Annotated in this window: 17 protein-coding genes and 2 rRNA genes; 13 read left to right on the top strand and 6 right to left on the bottom strand. The window is 41.3% G+C overall.

Annotation, left to right across the window (positions count from 1 at the left end):
- Window positions 1–279: 279 nt before the first annotated feature.
- The 5 genes from F933_RS08795 (at window position 280) to F933_RS08775 (ending at window position 7,000) form a co-directional block, all read left to right on the top strand.
- Window positions 280–3,173, top strand: a 23S ribosomal RNA gene (locus F933_RS08795).
- Window positions 3,174–3,349: 176 nt separating this feature from the next.
- A 5S ribosomal RNA gene (rrf, locus tag F933_RS08790) occupies window positions 3,350–3,464 on the top strand.
- A gap of 245 nt (window positions 3,465–3,709) precedes the next feature.
- Window positions 3,710–4,351: a hypothetical protein gene (locus F933_RS08785; protein ID WP_005060424.1), complete on the top strand. Its 642-nt coding sequence runs from the start codon at window positions 3,710–3,712 to the stop codon at window positions 4,349–4,351.
- Between the two features lie 187 nt (window positions 4,352–4,538).
- Window positions 4,539–4,850: an ankyrin repeat domain-containing protein gene (locus F933_RS08780; protein WP_005060421.1), complete on the top strand. Its 312-nt coding sequence runs from the start codon at window positions 4,539–4,541 to the stop codon at window positions 4,848–4,850.
- A 374-nt stretch (window positions 4,851–5,224) separates the two neighbouring features.
- Complete coding sequence (locus F933_RS08775; RefSeq protein ID WP_005060418.1) at window positions 5,225–7,000, top strand: SLC13 family permease; 1,776 nt, start codon at window positions 5,225–5,227, stop codon at window positions 6,998–7,000.
- A gap of 50 nt (window positions 7,001–7,050) precedes the next feature.
- On the opposite strand, the gene F933_RS08770 is transcribed toward F933_RS08775, so the two are convergent.
- On the bottom strand, window positions 7,051–7,824 hold the full coding sequence (locus F933_RS08770; protein ID WP_005060416.1) for a TIGR04219 family outer membrane beta-barrel protein: 774 nt from the start codon (window positions 7,822–7,824) through the stop codon (window positions 7,051–7,053).
- A gap of 130 nt (window positions 7,825–7,954) precedes the next feature.
- On the opposite strand from F933_RS08770, the gene F933_RS08765 reads away from it, so the two are divergent.
- The 4 genes from F933_RS08765 to F933_RS17025 all read left to right on the top strand — a co-directional run bounded on the left by F933_RS08765 (window position 7,955) and on the right by F933_RS17025 (window position 11,974).
- The gene (locus F933_RS08765) at window positions 7,955–9,403 is read left to right on the top strand and encodes an aldehyde dehydrogenase family protein (RefSeq protein ID WP_005060414.1); all 1,449 of its coding nucleotides are present in this window, start codon (window positions 7,955–7,957) and stop codon (window positions 9,401–9,403) included.
- The gene (locus F933_RS08760) at window positions 9,400–9,972 is read left to right on the top strand and encodes a DUF1287 domain-containing protein (RefSeq protein WP_005060412.1); all 573 of its coding nucleotides are present in this window, start codon (window positions 9,400–9,402) and stop codon (window positions 9,970–9,972) included. Before F933_RS08765 ends, F933_RS08760 begins: the two co-directional genes overlap by 4 nt.
- 369 nt (window positions 9,973–10,341) lie before the next feature.
- On the top strand, window positions 10,342–11,820 hold the full coding sequence (locus tag F933_RS08755) for a sodium-dependent transporter (protein ID WP_005052774.1): 1,479 nt from the start codon (window positions 10,342–10,344) through the stop codon (window positions 11,818–11,820).
- Window positions 11,821–11,830: 10 nt separating this feature from the next.
- Entirely contained in the window at window positions 11,831–11,974 is a 144-nt protein-coding gene (locus F933_RS17025; RefSeq protein WP_005052772.1) for a methionine/alanine import family NSS transporter small subunit, read from the top strand.
- Between the two features lie 39 nt (window positions 11,975–12,013).
- On the opposite strand, the gene rsmB is transcribed toward F933_RS17025, so the two are convergent.
- Both rsmB and fmt read right to left on the bottom strand, forming a co-directional pair.
- Window positions 12,014–13,321 carry a 16S rRNA (cytosine(967)-C(5))-methyltransferase RsmB gene (gene rsmB / locus F933_RS08750; RefSeq protein WP_005060410.1) on the bottom strand — a complete coding sequence of 436 codons (1,308 nt, stop codon included), beginning with the start codon at window positions 13,319–13,321 and terminating at the stop codon, window positions 12,014–12,016.
- On the bottom strand, window positions 13,318–14,280 hold the full coding sequence (gene fmt / locus F933_RS08745) for a methionyl-tRNA formyltransferase (protein ID WP_005060408.1): 963 nt from the start codon (window positions 14,278–14,280) through the stop codon (window positions 13,318–13,320). The genes rsmB and fmt overlap by 4 nt, the downstream gene beginning before the upstream one ends.
- A 603-nt stretch (window positions 14,281–14,883) precedes the next feature.
- Between fmt and ilvD the strand changes: the two genes are divergently transcribed.
- The 3 genes from ilvD (at window position 14,884) to F933_RS08725 (ending at window position 18,975) form a co-directional block, all read left to right on the top strand.
- A complete protein-coding gene (gene ilvD, locus F933_RS08735) occupies window positions 14,884–16,713 on the top strand; it encodes a dihydroxy-acid dehydratase (RefSeq protein ID WP_005052763.1) in 1,830 nt (609 codons plus the stop codon).
- A gap of 160 nt (window positions 16,714–16,873) precedes the next feature.
- Window positions 16,874–18,163 carry a hypothetical protein gene (locus F933_RS08730; RefSeq protein WP_005060404.1) on the top strand — a complete coding sequence of 430 codons (1,290 nt, stop codon included), beginning with the start codon at window positions 16,874–16,876 and terminating at the stop codon, window positions 18,161–18,163.
- A gap of 80 nt (window positions 18,164–18,243) precedes the next feature.
- Window positions 18,244–18,975, top strand: a complete 732-nt coding sequence (locus tag F933_RS08725) for a sulfite exporter TauE/SafE family protein (protein ID WP_005052759.1) — start codon at window positions 18,244–18,246, stop codon at window positions 18,973–18,975.
- Between the two features lie 8 nt (window positions 18,976–18,983).
- On the opposite strand, the gene F933_RS08720 is transcribed toward F933_RS08725, so the two are convergent.
- Window positions 18,984–19,877, bottom strand: a complete 894-nt coding sequence (locus F933_RS08720) for a LysR family transcriptional regulator (RefSeq protein WP_005060401.1) — start codon at window positions 19,875–19,877, stop codon at window positions 18,984–18,986.
- Window positions 19,878–19,991: 114 nt separating this feature from the next.
- Window positions 19,992–20,903, bottom strand: a complete 912-nt coding sequence (locus tag F933_RS08715) for a LysR family transcriptional regulator (RefSeq protein WP_034710652.1) — start codon at window positions 20,901–20,903, stop codon at window positions 19,992–19,994.
- Window positions 20,904–21,026: 123 nt separating this feature from the next.
- On the opposite strand from F933_RS08715, the gene F933_RS08710 reads away from it, so the two are divergent.
- Entirely contained in the window at window positions 21,027–21,782 is a 756-nt protein-coding gene (locus F933_RS08710; RefSeq protein ID WP_005060396.1) for an SDR family oxidoreductase, read from the top strand.
- 57 nt (window positions 21,783–21,839) lie between these two features.
- Here the strand turns inward: F933_RS08710 and F933_RS08705 are convergent, their stop codons facing one another.
- Complete coding sequence (locus tag F933_RS08705; protein WP_005060394.1) at window positions 21,840–23,129, bottom strand: solute carrier family 23 protein; 1,290 nt, start codon at window positions 23,127–23,129, stop codon at window positions 21,840–21,842.
- Window positions 23,130–23,290: the final 161 nt, after the last annotated feature.

Here is a 23,290-nt window from a genome sequence, read left to right as displayed (position 1 = left end):
CGCACCGACGAGGTGGTAGTTAATCATTAACAGATTAGAAAATTGAGTCTGAAATAAATTGTTCAAACTCGATTAATTCAACACTAACAGTAATACGTAAGTATTTCAGTTGGATGAAGAGTTAATCTGAGAACTAGCAAAAACACTGAATCAAGCGTTTTGGTAATGAATTTAGATTGAAGCTGTATGGTGATTAAGTTCACAGACAACGAATAGTAGCAATTAAGTTTGCAACGCTAACACTCACTTGTATGTGTTAACGACTGTTTGGGGTTGTATAGTCAAGTAATTAAGTGCATGTGGTGGATGCCTTGGCAGTCAGAGGCGATGAAAGACGTGATAGCCTGCGAAAAGCTCCGGGGAGGCGGCAAATATCCTTTGATCCGGAGATTTCTGAATGGGGGAACCCACCCGCTATAAGGCGGGTATCATAAACTGAATACATAGGTTTATGAAGCGAACGAGGGGAAGTGAAACATCTCAGTACCCTTAGGAAAAGAAATCAATTGAGATTCCCTTAGTAGCGGCGAGCGAACGGGGAGCAGCCCATTAAGTTATGTGTGTTCTAGTGGAACGCTCTGGGAAGTGCGAACGTAGAGGGTGATATTCCCGTACACGAAAGGGCACACATAATGATGACGAGTAGGGCGAGGCACGTGAAACCTTGTCTGAATATGGGGGGACCATCCTCCAAGGCTAAATACTCCTGACTGACCGATAGTGAACCAGTACCGTGAGGGAAAGGCGAAAAGAACCCCTGTGAGGGGAGTGAAATAGATCCTGAAACCGCATGCATACAAGCAGTGGGAGCCGACTTGTTCGGTGACTGCGTACCTTTTGTATAATGGGTCAGCGACTTACATTCAGTAGCAAGGTTAACCGCATAGGGGAGCCGTAGAGAAATCGAGTCTTAATAGGGCGTTTAGTTGCTGGGTGTAGACCCGAAACCAGGCGATCTATCCATGAGCAGGTTGAAGGTTGGGTAACACTAACTGGAGGACCGAACCCACTGTCGTTGAAAAGCCAGGGGATGACTTGTGGATAGGGGTGAAAGGCTAATCAAGCCTGGTGATAGCTGGTTCTCCCCGAAAGCTATTTAGGTAGCGCCTCGGACGAATACCATTGGGGGTAGAGCACTGTTTCGGCTAGGGGGTCATCCCGACTTACCAAACCGATGCAAACTCCGAATACCAATGAGTACTATCCGGGAGACAGACTGCGGGTGCTAACGTCCGTAGTCAAGAGGAAAACAATCCAGACCGCCAGCTAAGGCCCCAAAATCATAGTTAAGTGGGAAACGATGTGGGAAGGCATAGACAGCTAGGAGGTTGGCTTAGAAGCAGCCACCCTTTAAAGAAAGCGTAATAGCTCACTAGTCGAGTCGGCCTGCGCGGAAGATGTAACGGGGCTAAAACTATGTGCCGAAGCTGCGGATTTACGCATTAGCGTAAGTGGTAGGGGAGCGTTCTGTAAGCCGATGAAGGTGTATTGAGAAGTATGCTGGAGGTATCAGAAGTGCGAATGCTGACGTGAGTAACGACAAAACGGGTGAAAAACCCGTTCGCTGAAAGACCAAGGGTTCCAGTCCAACGTTAATCGGGGCTGGGTGAGTCGACCCCTAAGGCGAGGCCGAGAGGCGTAGTCGATGGGAAATTGGTTAATATTCCAATACTTCTGTGTAATGCGATGAGAGGACGGAGAAGGTTAAGTCAGCCTGGCGTTGGTTGTCCAGGTGGAAGGCTGTAGGCATGCATCTTAGGCAAATCCGGGGTGCTCTATGCTGAGAGCTGATAGCAAGCTGTACTTGTACAGTGAAGTGGCTGATACCATGCTTCCAGGAAAAGTCTCTAAGCTTCAGTTACACAGGAATCGTACCCGAAACCGACACAGGTGGTCAGGTCGAGTAGACCAAAGCGCTTGAGAGAACTCTGCTGAAGGAACTAGGCAAAATGGTACCGTAACTTCGGGAGAAGGTACGCTGCTGACGGTGATGGGACTTGCTCCCTGAGCTATTGGCAGCCACAGAAACCAGGCCGCTGCAACTGTTTATTAAAAACATAGCACTCTGCAAACACGAAAGTGGACGTATAGGGTGTGATGCCTGCCCGGTGCTGGAAGGTTAATTGATGGGGTTAGCGTAAGCGAAGCTCTTGATCGAAGCCCCAGTAAACGGCGGCCGTAACTATAACGGTCCTAAGGTAGCGAAATTCCTTGTCGGGTAAGTTCCGACCTGCACGAATGGCATAATGATGGCGGCGCTGTCTCCAGCAGAGGCTCAGTGAAATCGAAATCGCTGTGAAGATGCAGTGTACCCGCGGCTAGACGGAAAGACCCCGTGAACCTTTACTGCAGCTTGACATTGAACTTTGACCTTACTTGTGTAGGATAGGTGGGAGGCTTTGAAGTTGGAACGCTAGTTCCAATGGAGCCGTCCTTGAAATACCACCCTGGTAATGTTGAGGTTCTAACTCTGCCCCGTAATCCGGGGCGAGGACCATGTCTGGTGGGTAGTTTGACTGGGGCGGTCTCCTCCTAAAGAGTAACGGAGGAGTACGAAGGTGCGCTCAGCGTGGTCGGAAATCACGCGTAGAGTATAAAGGCAAAAGCGCGCTTAACTGCGAGACCCACAAGTCGAGCAGGTACGAAAGTAGGTCTTAGTGATCCGGTGGTTCTGTATGGAAGGGCCATCGCTCAACGGATAAAAGGTACTCTGGGGATAACAGGCTGATACCGCCCAAGAGTTCATATCGACGGCGGTGTTTGGCACCTCGATGTCGGCTCATCTCATCCTGGGGCTGAAGCAGGTCCCAAGGGTATGGCTGTTCGCCATTTAAAGAGGTACGCGAGCTGGGTTTAGAACGTCGTGAGACAGTTCGGTCCCTATCTACCGTGGGCGCTGGAAATTTGAGAGGATCTGCTCCTAGTACGAGAGGACCAGAGTGGACGAACCTCTGGTGTACCGGTTGTCACGCCAGTGGCATCGCCGGGTAGCTATGTTCGGAAGGGATAACCGCTGAAAGCATCTAAGCGGGAAGCCTACCTCAAGATAAGATTTCCCTAGGACTTTATGTCCTCTAAAGAGCCGTTCGAGACTAGGACGTTGATAGGTTGGGTGTGGAAGCACGGTGACGTGTGAAGCTGACCAATACTAATTGCTCGTGAGGCTTGACTATACAACACCCAAACAGTTGTTGTATTCAAGATAAATTCAATACTTAACTTGATTTAGTGTATAAACTAGTTACAATACAGACCAATGATCTAATCCGTTAATAACTCTTTCGGTACTAAGTGGCAAAGAACTTAAAATTAAGTTCAAGAGTAAGACCACCGAAAGCCAAAACAGTTTGCTGGCGACAATAGCAAGAGTGAACCACCTGATCCCTTCCCGAACTCAGAAGTGAAACCTCTTCGCGCTGATGGTAGTGTGGCACTTGCCATGTGAGAGTAAGTCATCGCCAGCTTTTAAATTCAAAACACCCCCTACTCGATAGAGCAGGGGGTGTTTTTTTGCAAGGGAAAGAGAAAAATAATTTAGGTAGCTGAGTTGACTATTATTGATTTTTCTTATTCAAAAATATTTTATAGTTCAAATAAATCAATTATTTTTTATTCAATTTATAATAAAACAGATATCTTATGCAGCAAGTTTTAGCATCTTGTGTTATCTCTACAGCATAAGAGTAGTTAGGCGTCAGGAGCAATTAAAATGAAAGAAAAATTAGAAAATGATGGGTATGTATACATCAAGAACTTCCTTAGCGAGGTTGATTGTGATCTCTTAGTTTCTGAATTTTACAAAGCAGAAAAAGGATATTTAGATACAGGAGCAATGGGTCTAAATGATAGTAGTGACAGATATAATATCGTATATGAATCTAATAGATCACCTTTGTCGTATTGTTATCTTTCAACAGAAGAGTCTATGCAAATATCAAAGGAAGGAATAAAAAAATTAGAGCAGATTACTGGTCTAATCTGGTCAGGAAATATCAATGAAAAATATTTCCCAATTTTCAAATATGGTTTGGGTGGTTATATAGAGCGGCATAGAGGTAGAGACGTAGGCTATGGCAGAAATGACTATGTGGCTGTAACTATGCTCACTAAGCCAAATAACGATTTTTCGCAAGGTAAGTTCTTTCTAAACAAAGATGCAATAGCTTCAACTTGTGGAAAAATTATTGAATATGAAAATCCTGAAGGTCGAATATATGTAGATATACAACAAGGTGATTTACTTATTTTTGATAACAGGATTCACGTTCATGGTACAGAACCAGCACAAAAAGGAAGTGCAGAAAACGTATGCAGAATGACAACGTCATGGAGAACAGAGTTTAATACCTAACAAGTCGAATTACCCCTTGGGTAGCTTTAAGTCGTGCTTTTATGGTTTTGCTGCGTAAAAGTATTCCGAAAAACCACGACTAAAAAACTGCCACTGAACTTGGCGTTATATCCATCAAATTTATTATAGATACGCTACCAAATTTAAGTTTTAATTATACTTGATACTAAAAACTGGGTCATTTCTTATGAAACTCAACTCTTTCTCTCCACTCCCCGAAGATGATGAAGAGCTGCATCTTCCTGAGCTAGTGTATTGGGCATCCTTAGGTGATGTGGAACAAGTCGAGCAGCTATTGGCAGAGGGCGTAGATCCAAACCAGACCGATGACGAAGGCTATAGTGCCTTACAAGCTGCTGCGGAGAATGATCATTTGGCTGTAGTGAAGCTACTGGTGAGTAAGGGTGCTAATGTAGCTTATAAAGGCGAATATACTGCATTACAACTTGCTGAGTTGGCAGAACATAGCGAAATAGTTGTATATCTTAGAAGTCTTTAAATCACCAATAAAATAATAGATAAAAAGAAGCCCCATCATCCTGACGGGGCTTCTTCGTATTCAGTTTCTTGTCGTTTATAGTCCTTATGAACGACCACGTCCTGTGTGTTTTATTATTCTCAATGAGACTTCCTATCTCTCTATGTTTCAAATAATAGGTGAAAAGTTGAGGTCGGTATATTCGTCAATTGCTGCGATTTTTGTAGGCTGAAGCGTACAGTTCAATCGTGATTCAACTGTGGAATAGAAAAACACACCAAATATATGAATTTTGTTATGAATATTTTAGCTAAGGTTAGCTTTTAATCGCATTTGTATATGAACTTTAACGATATAGAATTCGGGAAATTATAGATGTATGGAAAGACTGCTAGATGGGCTGGGAAGGTTGGTTGTCTTTGGCGTTAACGCTTGGAGGGCTACTTACACTGATATTTTCAAAAATTGCTCCGCATATCGTAATGATGGCAATTTTAACGATATTAAGTGTATTTGGTGTGTTGACTGCTCAAGAAGCTTTGGCGGGTTTCAGTAATTCTGGATTGATTACAGTTGCCGCAATGTTTGTGGTTGCAGCAGGTATTTCAAACTCTGGGGGAATTGACTTATTCGTTAATAAATTATTAGGTTCACCGAAATCTGAGCGGATGGCTCTATTACGGATTTTTTTACCTATAGCGCCACTCAGTGCTTTTTTAAATAATACGCCCGTGGTTGCGACAATGATTCCTGCATTGAATAGTTGGTCAAAAAAGATAGGAATTCCTCCTTCAAAACTCATGATCCCCTTGAGTTATACCGCAATCCTCGGCGGAACAATTACATTGATCGGGACAAGTACCAATTTGGTGGTTAATGGTCAGTATCAGACCTTAACTGGTGAAGCAGGTTTTGGTCTATTTGATATCACAGTTATTGGTTTACCTGTTGCCATTATTGGTATGTTTGCGATGTATTGGTTTGCGCCAAAGTTGTTACCCCATCATCAAGAGCAAAATGTTTTTTCTAATCTACGTGAATTTACCTTAGAGGTCATTGTAAGCCCAAATGGTCCTTTAGTGGGACAATCGGTTGCAGCTGCGGGATTAAGAAGTTTAAAGCGAGTTTATCTGGTTGAGATCGAGCGTCAACAAACGGTGTTATCCGCAGTCTCTTCAGATGAGGTTTTATTTGGTGGTGATCGTCTAGTGTTTGCTGGAGACACAGAAGCGATTACTGAACTTCTTAAAATTAATGGTTTAATTGCTCCGTCGAGTATTGACGAAAAATCAGCTTTAGAAGAATCACATGCAGGACGTCGTTTAGTTGAAGCTGTGGTCTCACCACATTGTGAAGCGATCGGGAGCGCAATTCGTGACTCGAAGTTTCGCAATCGTTATGGTGCAGTTGTGTTAGCCGTGGCTCGCAATGGTGAGCGTTTGAAAGGTGGTTTAGGTAATATCAAATTACAGGCTGGTGATACGTTGTTGTTAGAAGCTCGTCCAGCTTTTGTGACGCGGCAAAAATATAATAAAGATTTTTTACTGGTCAATGAACTCGACCATGAACCGCTCAAACATGATAAGGCTCTATTATCATGGGGAATTTTACTTGTAGCAGTGGGAGCTGCAAGTTTTGAACTCCTGAGTATGTTGAATGCGGCTTTATTGGCAGCAGGGGCGATGCTTTTTGCAAAGTGTTTAACCGTAAAACAGGCAGAGAAAAGTTTAGACTTAACGGTTATTTTAACGATTGCTGCGTCATTTGCTCTTGGGGCAGCTTTAGAGAAAACAGGTGTTGCTGAGTTATTAGCACAATTTATTGTGCATTTCAGTGCAGGTGAGGCAATTTTATTATTAATCTTAACCTACTTTTTCGTTTCAGTGCTTACAGAAGTCATTACCAATAATGCAGCGGCATTACTGACCTTGCCAATCGTGTTGGAAATCACTTCACAGGCTCATTTAAACCCGATTCCATTTGTTTTTGCAATTATGATGGGTGCATCTGCTAGTTTTGCGACACCACTAGGTTATCAAACTAATCTTATGGTCATGGGGCCTGGAAATTATCGATTTAATGATTTTCTCAAAGTGGGTTTGCCCATGAATATTTTTATTGGAACAGTGACAGTTTTGATGTTGCTCGTAGTATTTCCAATCAAACTGTAGTCGGTCAGACCCTGAATGATTCAGGGTCTTTTGTTTAGAGAGCGACGATATTAGAAATGGACATCTATGCCGATATAAGGACCTTTAAAGTCAAATTTAAGATCATTTTTGACGTTATTGCTTTTGTAGTCATCGAATTTCACATCTAAAATACGGTAACCTGCTTTTAAGCCGACATCGACCAATAAATTATCAATAAAGTTATATTGTAACTCTGCTTGAGCATCCGTGATTTTGGTATCGTTAAAGTTGCTATATAACAATTCCGCTTTTGCGCTTAAACCTGTAAATGGCAGTTTAACTCCTGCTGACCCATAAATAACAGGAATGGTTTTATCGATATCAATTTTACTAAGATTTAGTGTCTTGATATCACCATTTAATTTGGTTGCACCAAGACCAACATCCGCATCGACGATATTATCTAAGATTTCATAGTATAAAAGAAAATCAGTGTGATCGATGTTTAAGTCATACACGGGTTGTCCTGCAATTTCTTTTTCAGTCTGTGATTTTAAATTCACATAGCGAATTTTTGCATTTGGAATAAGTGGAATCGGATGTTCAAAGGCCAGTGAAATTTGCGCTGAACCTTTACGATCTAATTTTTCTTCAGGTGCAGATAGACCGGCATAAGGGTTTAGTAGAAGATCATCTACACCTGTTTTATTCGCTAATGATGAAGTGTTTGGTTTAGGTTGAACTTGTGCTTTGCCATCATAAAACCAATAACTGGCATCTGCTTTTACACCAATCACATCTGCTTGTGCTAGCCCACAAAAGCTTGTCCCTAAAGCTAAGATTGATATTTTTAATATTTTCATCGCAATGTCCTAATTCATATCAAAAGCGTAATGAATTGTTGTGAATTCATCAGTGAATGGGCGAATCATATAGTGATCTCAGAAAATATGCAGTAGTCTAAATTTAAACTTTTAAAAGGAAGCAATAATAATGGCTGATGTACAGAATGTTGTGGACTATCCACTTTATGTTGCTGGGAAAGCAGTCAAGACAGGTCAATGGTTAGAAGTACATGATAAGTATAGAAATTCAGTTTATGCTCGAGTGGCGTTAGCAGATGCAAAAGTGCTAGAGAAAGCCATTGCCGCATCTGTCAGTGCTGAGGCAGAAATGGCAGCACTGAAACCCTTTCAAAAACAAAAAATATTGCTGCATTGCGTGAAACGTTTTAGTGAATTACGTGATGAACTGACTGATATTTTAATTGCCGAAGGCGGTAAACCACGCGGTGCAGCGAGTGCCGAAGTTGAGCGATTAATTAATACTTTTCAGTTGGCCGCTGATGCCGTCACACAGCTTGATGATGGTCGAATGATTCCTTTAGCGGTAACGCCTGCTGCTTCACGTTATCGGGGCATGGTAAAACATGTGCCGATAGGTGCAGTGTCTTTGATTAGTCCATTTAATTTTCCGCTGAATTTAGTCGCGCATAAAATTGCGCCAGCGATCGCAGCAGGTTGTCCTTTTGTGCTGAAACCCGCGAGCTTGACCCCGATTAGTGCGCTGAAAATTGCTGAAGTTTTAGCAGAGACGGATTTGCCGAAAGGGTCTTGGTCAATATTGCCATGTGATCGTCAAGCCGCTGATATTCTAGTGACAGATGATCGTTTTAAATTATTGAGCTTTACTGGTTCTGACCAAGTCGGTTGGGATATGAAAGCACGTGCGGGTCGTAAGAAAGTCACTTTAGAACTAGGCGGCAACGCAGCGGTTTTAATTGATACTGACACCGTAATTGATGATGCGATTATTGATCGTTTAATCGGAGCAGCTTACGGGCATGCAGGGCAAATCTGTATTAGTGTGCAACGAATTTTGGTTCACGCTGATCTTTATGTCGAGGTAAAAAAGAAATTATTAGCCAAATTAAAAAAACTAAAGGTAGACGATCCTGCATTAAGTACAACAATTGTTGGACCAATGATTAAAGAAGCTGAAGCAGTACGTTTGAAAAAATGGATTGATAAAGCTGAGAAAAAAGGTGCAAAAATATTGATTGGCGGCAAGCTTGAAGGCGTCTTTCTTGATCCGACATTGTTGGAGAATGTTGATGTTAAACTTGAAATTTACAAAGACGAAGCATTCGGGCCAATCGCCATTTTAGAAAAATTTAAAAACTTTGAGCAGGGCATCGCCACGATTAATCAAAGCCGTTTTGGTTTACAGGCAGGTATTTATACTCAAAATCTAAATCATATGCTTTATGCATGGGATCATTTGCATGTGGGTGGGGTAATTATCAATGATGTTCCTACGTTCCGTGTAGATAATATGCCGTATGGTGGCGTAAAAGATTCTGGTTTAGGACGTGAGGGTATTCACTCTGCCATTCGTGACATGCAAGAAGAGCGTTTGTTGGCGATTAAAGAGCTGTCATGATGAGAGGATGGAAACTTGTCTTAGTTGTTATGTCTATGCTTTGGAATATGTCGGTATCGGCATTTTCCTCACAACAGCTGGTCACTGATGCGAGAAAACAAATTGGAGTAACAAAATATTATGATCCAGCGTATACGCGCTTAGTTTATCCAATGGGCGATGTGCCTTTGATTAAAGGAGTCTGCACCGATGTTGTTGTACGTGCACTCCGACAGCAAGGCATCGATTTACAACAAAAGATGCATGAAGATATGCGTAAACATTTTAATGTTTATCCAAATAAATGGGGGCTCAAAACACCTGATAAAAATATAGATCATCGTCGAGTACCCAATATCGCAACGTATTTCCAACGACAAGGTTATCAAATCACTGATCAGAATTATCGTGCTGGAGATGTTGTGACTTGGGATTTAGGGCAAGGATTGGTGCATATCGGAATTGTCTCTGACAAAAAAAGCATCTTTCAGAAAACACCGTTAATTTTACATAATATTGGTCGTGGCGCTGAAGAATCAGATATTTTATATAAATATAAGATCACAGGGCATTATCGAATTAAAAACTAAATGCCGATGTAAAACGATTAAATGGCTGAGCGTTTTTATCTAACGATAAATTCAAAAGCTGGTTTCCCAATTGAGTTGAAAAATAATCAATTGGGTTGGAATTAGCGACGAATGGCAAGAATTTTTTGTAGAATTTACAGTAAAAAGAAACAAAAACAGGTATTGTTCGGCTATTACAAAGCAGAAAATAAAATCTAATCTTTAAGGAAGATGGTTTGGTTTTTGCTTGTTTGTTCATGAAAATGAGAGACTCACAAGGTTGAAATTTCATGCAAGCTAAACAAGATTTTTACGGCACTTTTCATGTCTGTTGGATAATAAAAAGCTAACACAGTTTGAAAAGGCCACTGGTATATATTTAGGTGTTCTATGGCAGATTCTCGTGAAAACTGGACATCACGATCTGGTTTTATTATTGCAGCTGTAGGTTCAGCTGTAGGTTTAGGCAACATTTGGCGTTTTCCATATGTTGCTTATGAAAATGGTGGTGGTGCTTTTCTTATACCCTATCTTATTGCACTCATTACCGCTGGTTTACCCCTTTTATTTTTAGATTATGCGACAGGTCATCGTGCCCGTAACTCACCTCCAAAAGCTTATAGAGCGTTATTTAAAGGTGGTGAAACATTAGGTTGGTGGCAAGTCTGTGTTTGTATCATTATCGGTTTGTACTATGCCAGCGTGCTGACGTGGGCGGGTAGTTATGTTTACTTCTCGATTGGTCAAGCATGGGGAAGCGACCCTGAAAGCTTCTTCTTTAATACCTATTTGCAAACATCAAAAGCTTCTGGCTTTGATTTCCAATTTGTCAGCCATTTATTTTGGCCGATCGTTGGTATTTGGGCATTAACATTAATTATTCTGTATGGTGGCGTTAAAAAAGGCGTTGAATTATCGAATAAGATTTTCATGCCGTTACTCTTTGTTTTATTTACCATCCTCGTAGTTCAATCATTACGTTTACCAGGTGCTGCTCAAGGTTTGAATGCATTCTTCACACCAAACTGGTCGGCAATGATGGATTATAAAGTGTGGTTAGCTGCATATGGACACACTTTCTTCTCGTTATCGGTTGGTTTCGGGATCATGGTGACCTATGCCTCTTACCTCAAGCCTAAAACCAACCTCACAGGTTCTGGATTGATCGTTGGTTTTGCAAATGCTTCGACTGAAATCTTGGCAGGTATTGGTATTTTCGCAGCATTGGGCTTTATGGCACATGCAGCAGGAAGCAATGTACAAGATGTTGTCAGTGGTGGTATTGGTCTTGCCTTCATTGCTTTCCCTAAGATTATTTCAAGCTTAGGTGCAGGTTCAGATATTTTCGGTCTTTTATTCTTCTCATCACTCTTTGTTGCGGGTATTTCTTCAATGGTGAGTATTTTGGAAGTGCCGATTGCAGCGATGCAAGATAAGTTGAAATGGAGCCGTAAGAAAGCCGTAACCATCATTGGTGGCGGTAGTGCATTGGTTTCCGTGATCTTATTCTCAAGCGTAAATGCGATTAAACTGGTGGATATTGTCGATCACTTTATCAATAACATTGGTATTGTGGGCGGTGCGCTTGTTTCGATCCTTTGTATTACGTGGTTTAAACGTTCTGCATTAATCGAACTTCGTGATCATGTGAATCGTATTTCAACGATCCAATTGGGTAAGGGCTGGGCATTTACTTTAACCGTTATTACTTCATTGGTTTTGTTAACGACTTTAAGTATGACTTTGTTTAACCTCGTCAAAAATGGTTACGATACTTATAGCATGAGTTTACAAGGCTTATTCGGTTGGGGCAGCGTGATTTTCTGTGCTGTTGTCGCAATCATACTCAGCAAAATAAAAGATCGCTAGGAGAGCACATATGAATACTTCAGCAATCATAATGATGATTATTGCCATGCTGTTTGTTTGGGGAGGATTAGCTTTGTCTATCCTACACTTGATGAAAAATCCAGAAGAGCTTGATGACGTTCTGGAAGAAGTCAAAGACCAGCATACGCTCTAAATTAATTTAAAAAAAAGCAGGCTGAAAGCCTGCTTTTTTTTACGCCACTTTTTTAATATGGCAATAATAGAAGCCATCACCTGAATGTAGGTAAGGTAATAACTGACGACCATAGGTCTGTTCAATACCCCAATCAGCTTCAATTTTGATTTCTTCTGCATCGCTATGTTCAGCAAAGAAAGTCGCCATTTGCTGCTCGTTCTCGACTTTTAAAATTGAGCAAGTGATATACAGCATGCTACCGCCAACTTTGAGCTGTTGCCACATCTGTTGCAAAATTTGATGCTGTAATGCCACTGTTTGCGCGATGTCAGTTGATTGTCTCAACAAGCGGATATCTGGATGGCGACGAATTACACCTGTTGCAGAGCACGGTGCATCGAGCACGATACAGTCGACGGCTTCTTCTGCCTGCCAAGTTGTTGCATCTGCTGTAACAATCTCAACCTCGGTTTGATCTAAGGCTAGACGTTCTATATTTTCAGACAAACGTAATAAACGTTTTGCATCATGGTCAAGCGCAATCAGTTTTTTAGGATTATAACGCTCAAGAATATGCGCTGTTTTACCGCCGGGTGCAGCGCAGGCATCGACAACGACTTTATCATCTAAGTTTGGCAAAATAGTTGCACACAATTGAGCATGTTCATCCTGAACAGAAAAACCGCCTTCTTCGAAACCTGGTAAATGGGTAATGTTGCCCGTTTGTTCCAAAACAATACCAACATTTGAAAGTATGCAAGGACGAGCATCAATCTGTTCTTCATCTAAAATATCAAGATACTCATTACGACTAACTTGGCGTTCATTGACACGCAGAGTCAGCGGTGCGACTTGTTTTAAATTTTGACAGATTTCATCAAATTGATCAGGCCAATCTTTTTTAAGTCGTTTGAATAACCAACTTGGCAAACCATGCGTATTATTCAACGCTGTTTGAAATTCATCTGTTTCACGTGAAACACGACGCAGAATCGCATTGACCAAACCACTCATTGGCTCGAAACCGAGTTGCTTAGCAGCATTTACAGTTTCTGAAATCGCAGCATGTACAGGAATACGTGTACATAAAATTTGATACAAACCAAGATATAAACAACTTTCTAGTGCTTCATTGTCTAATGGTTTGGTCAGCAATGGTAAGGTAATTGCTTTTAAAGAATACCACTGGCGTAAACAACCTAAAGTAAGTTCGTGATATAAGCCACGGTCACGTTCAGAAACAATATTGATATGTTGATTCAACACGGAAGCCAAAGATTGCCCATTTTGAACAGCCAAAAGTGTTTTGACCACTTGCGCGCGCAAATTCAAATTTTTTGCAGATGATTGATTTGATTGGTTCATGGGAGAATTTGTCCAAGATGCAATTTTTGAGTTTGTGCAATTTGCACTGGATTGAGCGCTTTAGCACCTGGCCATTGTAAGCTGGTTAAACAGACTGAAGTGTTTTCGCCACACGCGACATGCACACCGTATTTATCCATCGCGATGATTTCACCGACTTGAGCATCAGCTTTGCTGTGGTCAGAGTGCATTGAGCCCCACACGCGCAAAGCATTATTTTCATCCAGTTGAATAAAGGCAACAGGCCAAGGATTGAAAGCTCGGATATTTCGATCGATCTGAACCGCATTTTGTGTCCAATCAATACGCGCTTCGGTTTTTACCAATTTGTGCGCATATACAGTCAGCGCTTCGTCTTGAACTTCACGCTTTTCAATAAATGTTTTTAAGCTTTGCTCTGATTCAAGCACGGTACAAATCGCTTCTGCGCCTTGTATCGCAAGTTTATCATGCAAGCTTGCAGAGGTATCTTCGGCTGTAATTGGACAATACGTCTTATACATCATATCGCCAGTATCCAGACCAGCCGCCATTTGCATAATGGTAATGCCAGTTTCTACATCACCTGTGGCAATGGCACGTTGAATCGGCGCTGCGCCACGCCAACGTGGCAATAATGAGCCGTGAATATTTAGACAGCCATATTTAGGTGTGTCTAATACTGCTTGTGGCAAGATTAAACCGTAGGCAGCAACCACCATCACATCTGCGCCAAGTGCGGCAAGTTCTTGTCGAGCTGCCAAGCCTTCTTCGGTAGATGCTTTAAAGTTCAAAGGTTGATAAACAGGCAAACTGTGTTCAAGCGCGAGTTGCTTAACAGGAGAGGGGGTTAATTTTTGTCCTCTTCCTGCCTTGCGATCAGGTTGAGTATAAACCGCAATAATCTGGTGTGATGTTTTTAATAATGCCGCCAATGCCGTTGCAGCAAATTCAGGCGTACCAGCAAAAATGATTTTCAATCGGGTGAGCTCTTCAAAATAAATCAATCTGTGTTGATTATAACAAAGTCCTAAACTGAAAAGCGTAATCAAAATCGAGAAAGGCTACGCAGAATATACATAAAAATGTGCATAATGAACATTTTTATGTATAATCGAATAGAACTGCTACGCACCGCAGACGAATTGCCAATTAGAACTTAACTCGCTTTAGTTGATAAGAGGTGATGAGTTGAGTTAATCAGTGACTCGTTCACATGTTGATGTAAGTGCGATGGTGAAAACAGAACTTAAATAATAAAAATAGGTGAAACCATGATCAGCAAAGAGCTCGCCTTAGGCACTGTGATAATTTTTATTTTAATATTAGCCTCCTTAATCGCACGCTTATTGGAAGTGTATGTTTGAGTATAGGTTGCACAATTACATTTACGACACAATGCAAGTATTTCTATAAAAACTGGAATCTGCTGAGGTAATTCGGTACTGAAATCAGCAAAAAAAACTTCTACAAGTAGGTCATCTGTTAAACGATGAGTTGTAGTATGATGGAAAAAGCTTAGTATCATTTCGCCAGAGAGAATCTCTTATTCATCTCGCGCACAAACCTGTTGGGAATACAAAATGCCTGATTATCGTTCAAAAACATCAACACATGGAAGAAATATGGCTGGCGCACGCGGTTTATGGCGTGCGACAGGTATGAAAGATGAAGATTTTGGCAAACCAATTATTGCGGTGGTCAACTCATTTACTCAATTTGTTCCAGGTCACGTGCATCTTAAAGATTTAGGCCAATTGGTAGCGAGAGAAATTGAAGCTTCTGGCGGTGTTGCCAAAGAATTCAATACGATTGCGGTTGATGATGGTATTGCAATGGGTCACGATGGCATGCTGTATTCACTGCCATCACGTGATTTGATCGCAGACTCAGTTGAATATATGGTCAATGCACATTGTGCCGATGCGATGGTCTGTATCTCGAATTGTGACAAGATCACACCGGGAATGCTCATGGCTGCAATGCGTTTAAATATTCCAGTCGTCTTCGTGTCTGGTGGTCCGATGGAAGCGGGTAAAGTGAAGTTCCGCGGTAATGAAAAAGCGATTGACCTCGTTGATGCGATGGTGGTTGCAGCTGACGAAAGCTATACCGATGAAGAAGTTGAAGCGTTCGAACGTTCAGCATGCCCAACCTGTGGTTCGTGCTCAGGTATGTTTACTGCGAACTCAATGAACTGCTTAACCGAGGCGTTAGGTCTTTCTTTACCGGGCAATGGTTCAATCGTTGCAACACATGCCAATCGTGAAAAATTATTCTTGAGAGCAGGTCGTTTAGTTGTTGAATTAGCAAAACGTTATTATGAACAGAATGATGACACTATTTTGCCGCGTTCAATTGCAACCAAAGCTGCATTTGAAAATGCCATGACCCTAGATATTGCAATGGGTGGTTCAACCAATACAGTATTGCACTTGCTCGCTGCTGCACATGAAGCAGAAGTCGATTTCACCATGGATGATATTGATCGTTTATCTCGTCAAGTGCCAGTATTGTCTAAGGTTGCTCCTGCAAAATCAGACGTACATATGGAAGATGTACACCGTGCAGGTGGCATCATGGCAATCTTGGGCGAGCTAGATCGTGCCAATTTGCTAAATACATCATGTCCAACCGTACACGAACCAACTTTGAAAGATGCATTAGACAAATGGGATATTATTCGCACTGAAGATGCGGATGTATATGAGTTCTATCGTTCATCTCCGGGTGGTATCCCAACGCAAGTGGCATTCTCGCAAAATCGTTACTATTCAACTTTAGATGGTGACCGTGAGAAAGGTGTAATTCGTAATGCGGAACATGCCTTCTCTAAAGACGGTGGTTTAGCGGTACTTTACGGAAACATTGCATTAGACGGTTGTATCGTTAAAACTGCGGGTGTGGATGAATCAATCCTGAAATTTACAGGGACAGCACGGGTATTCGAAAGCCAAGATTCGGCTGTTGAAGCGATTTTAGATCATAAAATTGTTGCTGGTGATATTGTCGTGATTCGCTACGAAGGTCCACGTGGTGGTCCAGGGATGCAAGAGATGTTGTATCCAACCAGTTACTTGAAATCGAAAGGTTTAGGTAAAGACTGCGCTTTGATTACCGATGGTCGTTTCTCTGGTGGTTCTTCAGGTCTATCGATTGGTCACGTGTCTCCAGAGGCAGCAGAAGGTGGTGCGATTGGTTTAGTTGAAGATGGTGATACCATTCAAATTGATATTCCAAATCGTAGCATTCACCTTGATGTCGATGATGCAACGATGGCACATCGCCGTACTGTTCAAGAAGCGAAAGGTTGGCATCCAGTGGAAGAGCGTAAACGTAAGGTGTCAAAATCACTGAAAATTTATGCATTGCATTCAACCAGTGCAGCCAAAGGTGCGGTACGCGTTTTGTAATCTGTTTAAGTCCCTCTTACTTGCGATGCTATAATCGCATCTGAGAGGGACTTTTTTCTTGTTTTATAAGATACTCAATATAATTATTACTCGCTTGTTTGCATACAAGTTAGAGATAACTTCCCAATCAAGAACTTTATAACCATTAGAGGCTATCGACATGTCTTTGTTACGTCGTTGGTTTGATCCCATCCGATCGAGTTGGTTCTATCAAAAACCTTCTCGTCAGGCGGTATTACCCACGGGACAGGGTTTAAGTATTTATTTACGTTTGGACGATGTTTATAGCTATCTTGCGGTACAACAACTTGATCAACTCAATGAAATCTTGAGTGATGAACTCAAACCCTTAAAAATAATTATTTCTAAGCAGGATGCTGAACCACCGAATGCAATGTCAGCAGAGGATTGGCTACAGTATTGCTTAAATGACGCTAAGATTTTAGCTAAACAGCATCGTTTTGGATTCGATGAAACGCCAGAAATTCCAAGTCCTGAAGCCTTACAACAAGCTGAAACTATTCTTAGAAATACGCCTTTGCGCGAACAAAATTTCTTACATTTGCTTGAAGATGTGTTCCATATGTTGTGGCAACAGCAATACGGTAAATTGCGAACGTTGTACGCGATGGCAAATCAACATCAAAGCCCTCAAGATTTTCCTGAGCGGATATTCAAAGATGTGCCCGTTATTGCAAGTTATTTCGAATTTGGTGAGCGTAAATATCAAGCCGTTGATGATCTATTGCGACTGACACGTCGTTTAAAGCAACAAAAATTGCTGACAGGAAATCCAATTTTTCTGATTAATCATATCGAATGGCGCGAGCATTTAATTAATGATGGCGAAGCATTGAATGAGATCCAAGCTTTGCATCCAGAGCTTGATTTGTATATCGCCTTAGAAGATCCAATGAGTTGGTTATTGCTTTCCTATATCAAAGAAGAGCTGGCGAATTATTATAATATTCAACTCAAAGTTTTTCCTTTAAGTTATCAAGGACGTGATTGGTTTGACTGGAGTCTCGCAACGCGGGTGTCTAAACGAACTGAAGTTGCATTTACCCCCTTTTGCCGTCCAACCAAAGAAGCGACCTATGAGATGGCAAGATTGTTTTACAGTGTTCCAGAACAACAGCAAGTGGATTGTATCCACGAAATCTTGGAAGGGGTCTGGACACGTGGTAAAGATCTCTCATTTAAAACACATTTTCAGCGCATGCAAAAGCGTTTAGAAATTGATGCTATTACTGAACAAGATATAGATGCTTTACTTCAGCACAATGATGAACTGTGTCAGCAAAAGCATCAGCCAGATTTTCCTGTGTTGGAACTCAGGATTGATGGGCAAAGTTATGTCTTTAATAGCCTATATCGAGTGTGGATGATTGAAAGCATTATTAGTAATGTTTTAGAGGATAAATATAAATTGGCCTCAACCTCTGCTTGAGGCCTACTTCCAAAAATAAGAATACGCCCAGACCCTACTTTTTCCGTAGCATAACTCCAACCTAAGATTGGAGGCAGGGCATGACTTTTTTAGCAATTATTGTGATGGTATTTGTCTTCGCAGGCATGATTAAAGGCATGATTGGTCTTGGCTTGCCCGCAGTCTCTATGGGGCTATTAACCATTGCCATGAGTCCATTTCAGGCAGCTTCACTTTTAATTGTCCCTTCAATGATTACCAATATTTGGCAGCTTTTTGCAGAAGGTCGAGTCTGGACTTTTGTTCGTCGTTTTTGGACTTTACTGCTTGGCGTTGTGATCGGATCCGTTTGGAGCTTTTTACCGACCTTGAGCCAAAGTCATGGGCAAAACAGTGAAATCTTATTAGGGACGATGTTAGTGCTGTATGGCATATACGGTCTATGGGTCAAAAATCTTCCAAATTTGAGTAAATATGAACGATGGTTATCACCTTTGGTGGGCTATATTGGGGGTGCCGTGACCGTGGCGACAGGTGTGATCATCATCCCTGTTGTACCTTATTTGCAGTCCTTGCATTTGACACGAGATGAACTGGTTCAGTCTTTAGGCTTAACCTTTACCATCTCTACGATTTGTTTAGCCATGTTTTTACATCACAATCCAATCACAGGTATTACACTGGATTATCGTCTTTCATTTATTGCTTTAATTGCTGCTTTAATTGGCATGTGGCTAGGTAAAAAAATCCGTTATCAATTGAATGAGCAACGTTTCCGCCGCCTATTTTTTATGGGGTTGTTGGCATTGGGTGGATATATGTTATCTCATTAATGGCAGGATCATTTCAGACGATGTTGCAATAAAAAATCGGCAAAGTTTTGATAGTCTTGTGATAGTTGCTTGAAATCCTGAGTTGCCAGCAATAGTTTACGATTTGCCCAAGCACCCAGCAGTTGCACAGTATGAAAATGATAGGTGGGTTGTAAACGTTGTGCGGCACGTGCAGGCATAATGGCTACACCTACACCTTCAGCCACGACTTCAGCAATTGAAGCAAAATTCGGTAAACGCAAACGATATTGGATATTAAAGCCCAGTAATTTGGCTTGAGTTTCGATGGATTGCTGTAAAGAGTGATGTGGCATTAGACCAATAAAACCGTAGTTTAATGCATCAATTAAGTTCAAATGTTGATGCTGCGCCAGTGCATGTGAGCGAGGGCAAATCAGCACTAAAGGATCACTGGCGAAATCCTGTGTTTGTAAAGGTTGGATATCAAAGAAGCTAGAGACTAATCCTAATTGAGCAATGCCTTTGTGAAGTGCTGCAATGATCTCTGAGCTTTCGGCTTCATGTAAGTCAATATTAATTTCAGGGTGGCGCATTAAATATTGCGGTAATAATGTTGGTAAATATTCACTTTGTGCAGAAGAATTACACCACAATGTCAATGATAGCGGTGTGGTTTCTCGAAAACGTTGCATGTCTTGTTCAAGTTGATCTTTTTGTTGTATCAACGTTCTTGCATGTTCAGCTAAAGCATGACCCGCACTGGTGAGCTCAACGCCAGTTGTTTGTCGAGTAAATAGGGGGGTGTTGAAATATTGTTCAAGTTTTTTGATGCGTTCACTCGCTGCTTGCAATGAGATAGCCGAGCGTTTGGCACCTTTGGTCAGACTGCCTGTTGCAATGATATGCAGCAATAATTGTAAATCAAAAAAGTCAAAACGCATGAGCACAACGCATTGAAATGCAAAAAATCATCATACTAAAAATAAACTCAATAAACATAGCATGCTGAATATCTGCATAAAAATAGGATCAAAATAAAATCTATATTAAGGACACTAAAACGATTTAACTTCTTTTAAAGGATGATCTTTAAATAGTTGCACAATCCATTCAATAAATGCTCTTTGCCGAGGCGTAACTAAGGTTTTAGAGGGGTAAAGTAGGGAAACAGGCAAAAATGGAGCTTGATATTGTTTGAGTATTTGACGCAGTTGGCCATTTTCGATTTCTTTGATATGGCCGTAACGAGGCACTTGGATAATGCCAAAGCCTTGCTCAGCGGCGGCTGAATATGAATGTGCACCGTTGACCTGAATGAAACTGGCTAAATCATACATTTTCCACTGATCATTCACCAAAAATTCTAAAGGCAACGTTTTTTGTCGGGCGGTGGAGTAAAACCCGACCATAAAATGCTGCTTCAAATCGTTGAGGCTCTTAGGTGTTCCATATTTTTCTAAGTATTGGGGGCTTGCTAGAGTGACTTGTTGAATATCACCTAAATGTCTGACCACCAATTCACTATGATTAAGATGACCAATCCGAATGACGCAATCGATACCTTCTTTAATGACATCGACATAACGATCACCTTCCGTCAGTTGAAGTTGAATTTCAGGATATTCAGCTAAAAATAAATGAAGTTTTGGCATAATAAAATGAGCGGCAAACATGCCATGAACTTCAATTTTTAATACACCTTTAGGCTTGGCATGAAGGAAATCATGATCTGATTCATCAATATAACCAAGAATATATTTACAACGCTGGTAATAAATATTGCCTTCATCGGTCAGACTAACTTGACGCGTGGTGCGAAATAACAAGCGCGTATTTAGTTCAGTTTCTAATTGTTTAATCGCGTCTGTCAACGTAGAGCGCGGCAGGTTGAGTAATTGGGCAGCTTTGGTAAAACTCCGCTGTTCAGCAACCTGCACAAATGCCGACATTGCATTTAATTTATCCATAGGACTCATTCTTTTGTTCGGTATATCCGCATAAAGATGCCGAAATTTGATGGATTATCTAGTTCTATCTGAACAGTATCATAGATCGTATTCAGTCATCTGTTGACTTATGTGAGGTCGAAAATGAATACACAATCCAATACTGTAAATCAGAGCAAAGTGATTTTAATTACTGGCGCATCTCGTGGTATCGGTGCGTTTACCGCAAGCTTATTGGCACAACAAGGTCATCAGATCATGGTTAACTACGCCAATAATGATGTAGAAGCCAATCAGGTTGTAGAAAAAATCCAAGCGGCGGGTAGTACGGCAACTGGGTTTAAGGCAGATGTGAGTCAATCAAGTCAGGTCAAACAATTATTTGATTACACCATTCAAACCTATGGAAAAATTGATGTACTGATCAATAATGCAGGAATTATGTGCTTTAAAAAAATTGAGGCTTTGGATGATGAAACCATTGAAAGTGTTCTATCGATTAATTTAAAAGGTGCGTTATATACCATGCGCGAGGCAGCGAACCGTCTTGAACAAGGTGGTAAAATTATTAATTTATCCAGCAGCGTCATTGCTATGAAGCTCGAAGGCTATGGCATATATACTGCATCAAAGGCAGCAATTGAGTCGTTGACTGCCATTCTTGCTAAAGAACTCAGAGGTAAGCAGATCACTGTAAATGCGATTGCACCTGGACCAACAGCAACGGAACTTTTCTTTGAAGGAAAAAGTGATGCGTTGATTGCGCAGTTGGCTAAAGCAGCGCCTTTAGAACGTTTAGGTACGGTTGAAGATATTGCTGCCGTGATCGATTTTGCAGTAAGTGATGCCAGTAACTGGATTAACGCACAGGTGATCAGAACCAATGGTGGCATTGTGTAGCGAAAGCTTTAAAGCAATAAAAAAAGGCAGCCTAAGCTGCCTTTGAATGTGTGAGATTTATTTTTTTAAACTAAATAATAAATTTAATAAAATTGCTGCAAAAGTTGCGGTTCCGATACCACCTAAGTTAAAGCTTCCAAACAATAGTTCAAAATTACCCGCACCTAAAATAATAGTCACTGATGCGATGATCAAATTTTTATTATTGGAGAAATCGACTTTATTTTCGATCCAGATTTTTGCACCTGCAATGGTGATTAAGCCAAACACTACAATTGAAGCGCCTGTAAGTACAGCAGTTGGAATGGTACTAATTACTGCACCGAATTTAGGCGAAAGTCCTAAGAAGATGGCGAAAACACCTGCAATCACGAACACGATGGTTGAATAAACTCGAGTCACAGCCATCACCCCGATATTTTCACCGTAAGTTGTCATTCCTGGTGCGCCTACACCACCAGATAATGTGGTCGCAAGACCATCGGCGACAAATGCTTTGCCTAGCTGCGGAGTAAGATCTTCACCTGTCATTGCGCCGACTGCTTTGATATGACCTAAGTTTTCAGCCACTAAAATAAGGGCAACAGGTGCAATAATTAAAATTGCATTCATATCAAAGGTTGGATGTGAAAAGCTTGGAATACCAAACCACGGTGCTGCTGCGATTTGAGAAAAATCAATCGGCTTTCCAAAGCCTAGCACATTGGTTGTGATCGCATAAATTGCATAGGCAATCAGTAGCCCGACCAATAACAATAATCGTTGTAACAAGCCTTTGGTAAAGACTGCGATCACGCCCATACTTAAAACAGTAACAAGTGCCATCCACATTTCAAACGGTTGACCTGCAACGCCTTTGATGGTCACAGGAGCAAGGTTCAAACCGATGATCATCACAATGGCACCAGTCACCACTGGCGGCATAAGTTTTTCAATCCAACGTGTACCTGTTAGCATGACGGCAAAGCCAATCAATGCGTATAAAATACCGCAGGCAACAATACCTCCGAGTGCTACTGAAAGATTGGGGTTTGCACCTGAGCCTGTGATATGACCTGTTGCTGCTGCAACAACACCAATAAATGCAAAACTTGAACCGAGATAACTCGGTACACGACCACCCGTAATCAAGAAGAAAATAATGGTACAAATCCCTGACATTAAAATGGCAAGGTTCGGGCTAAAACCCATTAATAAGGGTGCGAGTACAGTTGCACCAAACATTGCAAATGCATGTTGTACGCCGAGCACCGCGCTTTGTAAGGGCGGTAAATATTCATTTGTCGCAACAGGTCGATGATCAATCTTCCCCTGATACGGCTGCCATTTTGGAAACCAATTTGACATAGATGAGACTCATTATGTGATATCAGCGCGTATGATACTCTTTCTTAAATCAAGCTTTCACCTATAGGCCATTGAGAATCTTGATTGTTCTTGTCTTTTAAGTTTGTATTTTTACCTTTTGGTAAAATATGTTTCAAAATAAACTTTCGGATTTATTGTTT

Origin of the sequence: Acinetobacter beijerinckii CIP 110307, from assembly GCF_000369005.1 — a bacterium.
GTDB classification, from domain to species: domain Bacteria; phylum Pseudomonadota; class Gammaproteobacteria; order Pseudomonadales; family Moraxellaceae; genus Acinetobacter; species Acinetobacter beijerinckii.
Note: the sequence above shows the minus strand (reverse complement) of the source record. Positions and strands in the feature narration are given on the sequence as shown.

Coding starts and splice junctions, on each gene's coding strand:
- F933_RS08785 (WP_005060424.1), top strand. CDS start 3,710: ATGAAAGAAAAATTAGAAAATGATGGGTATGTATACATCAAGAACTTC.
- F933_RS08780 (WP_005060421.1), top strand. CDS start 4,539: ATGAAACTCAACTCTTTCTCTCCACTCCCCGAAGATGATGAAGAGCTG.
- F933_RS08775 (WP_005060418.1), top strand. CDS start 5,225: ATGGGCTGGGAAGGTTGGTTGTCTTTGGCGTTAACGCTTGGAGGGCTA.
- F933_RS08770 (WP_005060416.1), bottom strand. CDS start 7,824: ATGAAAATATTAAAAATATCAATCTTAGCTTTAGGGACAAGCTTTTGT.
- F933_RS08765 (WP_005060414.1), top strand. CDS start 7,955: ATGGCTGATGTACAGAATGTTGTGGACTATCCACTTTATGTTGCTGGG.
- F933_RS08760 (WP_005060412.1), top strand. CDS start 9,400: ATGATGAGAGGATGGAAACTTGTCTTAGTTGTTATGTCTATGCTTTGG.
- F933_RS08755 (WP_005052774.1), top strand. CDS start 10,342: ATGGCAGATTCTCGTGAAAACTGGACATCACGATCTGGTTTTATTATT.
- F933_RS17025 (WP_005052772.1), top strand. CDS start 11,831: ATGAATACTTCAGCAATCATAATGATGATTATTGCCATGCTGTTTGTT.
- rsmB (WP_005060410.1), bottom strand. CDS start 13,321: ATGAACCAATCAAATCAATCATCTGCAAAAAATTTGAATTTGCGCGCG.
- ilvD (WP_005052763.1), top strand. CDS start 14,884: ATGCCTGATTATCGTTCAAAAACATCAACACATGGAAGAAATATGGCT.
- F933_RS08730 (WP_005060404.1), top strand. CDS start 16,874: ATGTCTTTGTTACGTCGTTGGTTTGATCCCATCCGATCGAGTTGGTTC.
- F933_RS08725 (WP_005052759.1), top strand. CDS start 18,244: ATGACTTTTTTAGCAATTATTGTGATGGTATTTGTCTTCGCAGGCATG.
- F933_RS08720 (WP_005060401.1), bottom strand. CDS start 19,877: ATGCGTTTTGACTTTTTTGATTTACAATTATTGCTGCATATCATTGCA.
- F933_RS08715 (WP_034710652.1), bottom strand. CDS start 20,903: ATGGATAAATTAAATGCAATGTCGGCATTTGTGCAGGTTGCTGAACAG.
- F933_RS08710 (WP_005060396.1), top strand. CDS start 21,027: ATGAATACACAATCCAATACTGTAAATCAGAGCAAAGTGATTTTAATT.
- F933_RS08705 (WP_005060394.1), bottom strand. CDS start 23,129: ATGTCAAATTGGTTTCCAAAATGGCAGCCGTATCAGGGGAAGATTGAT.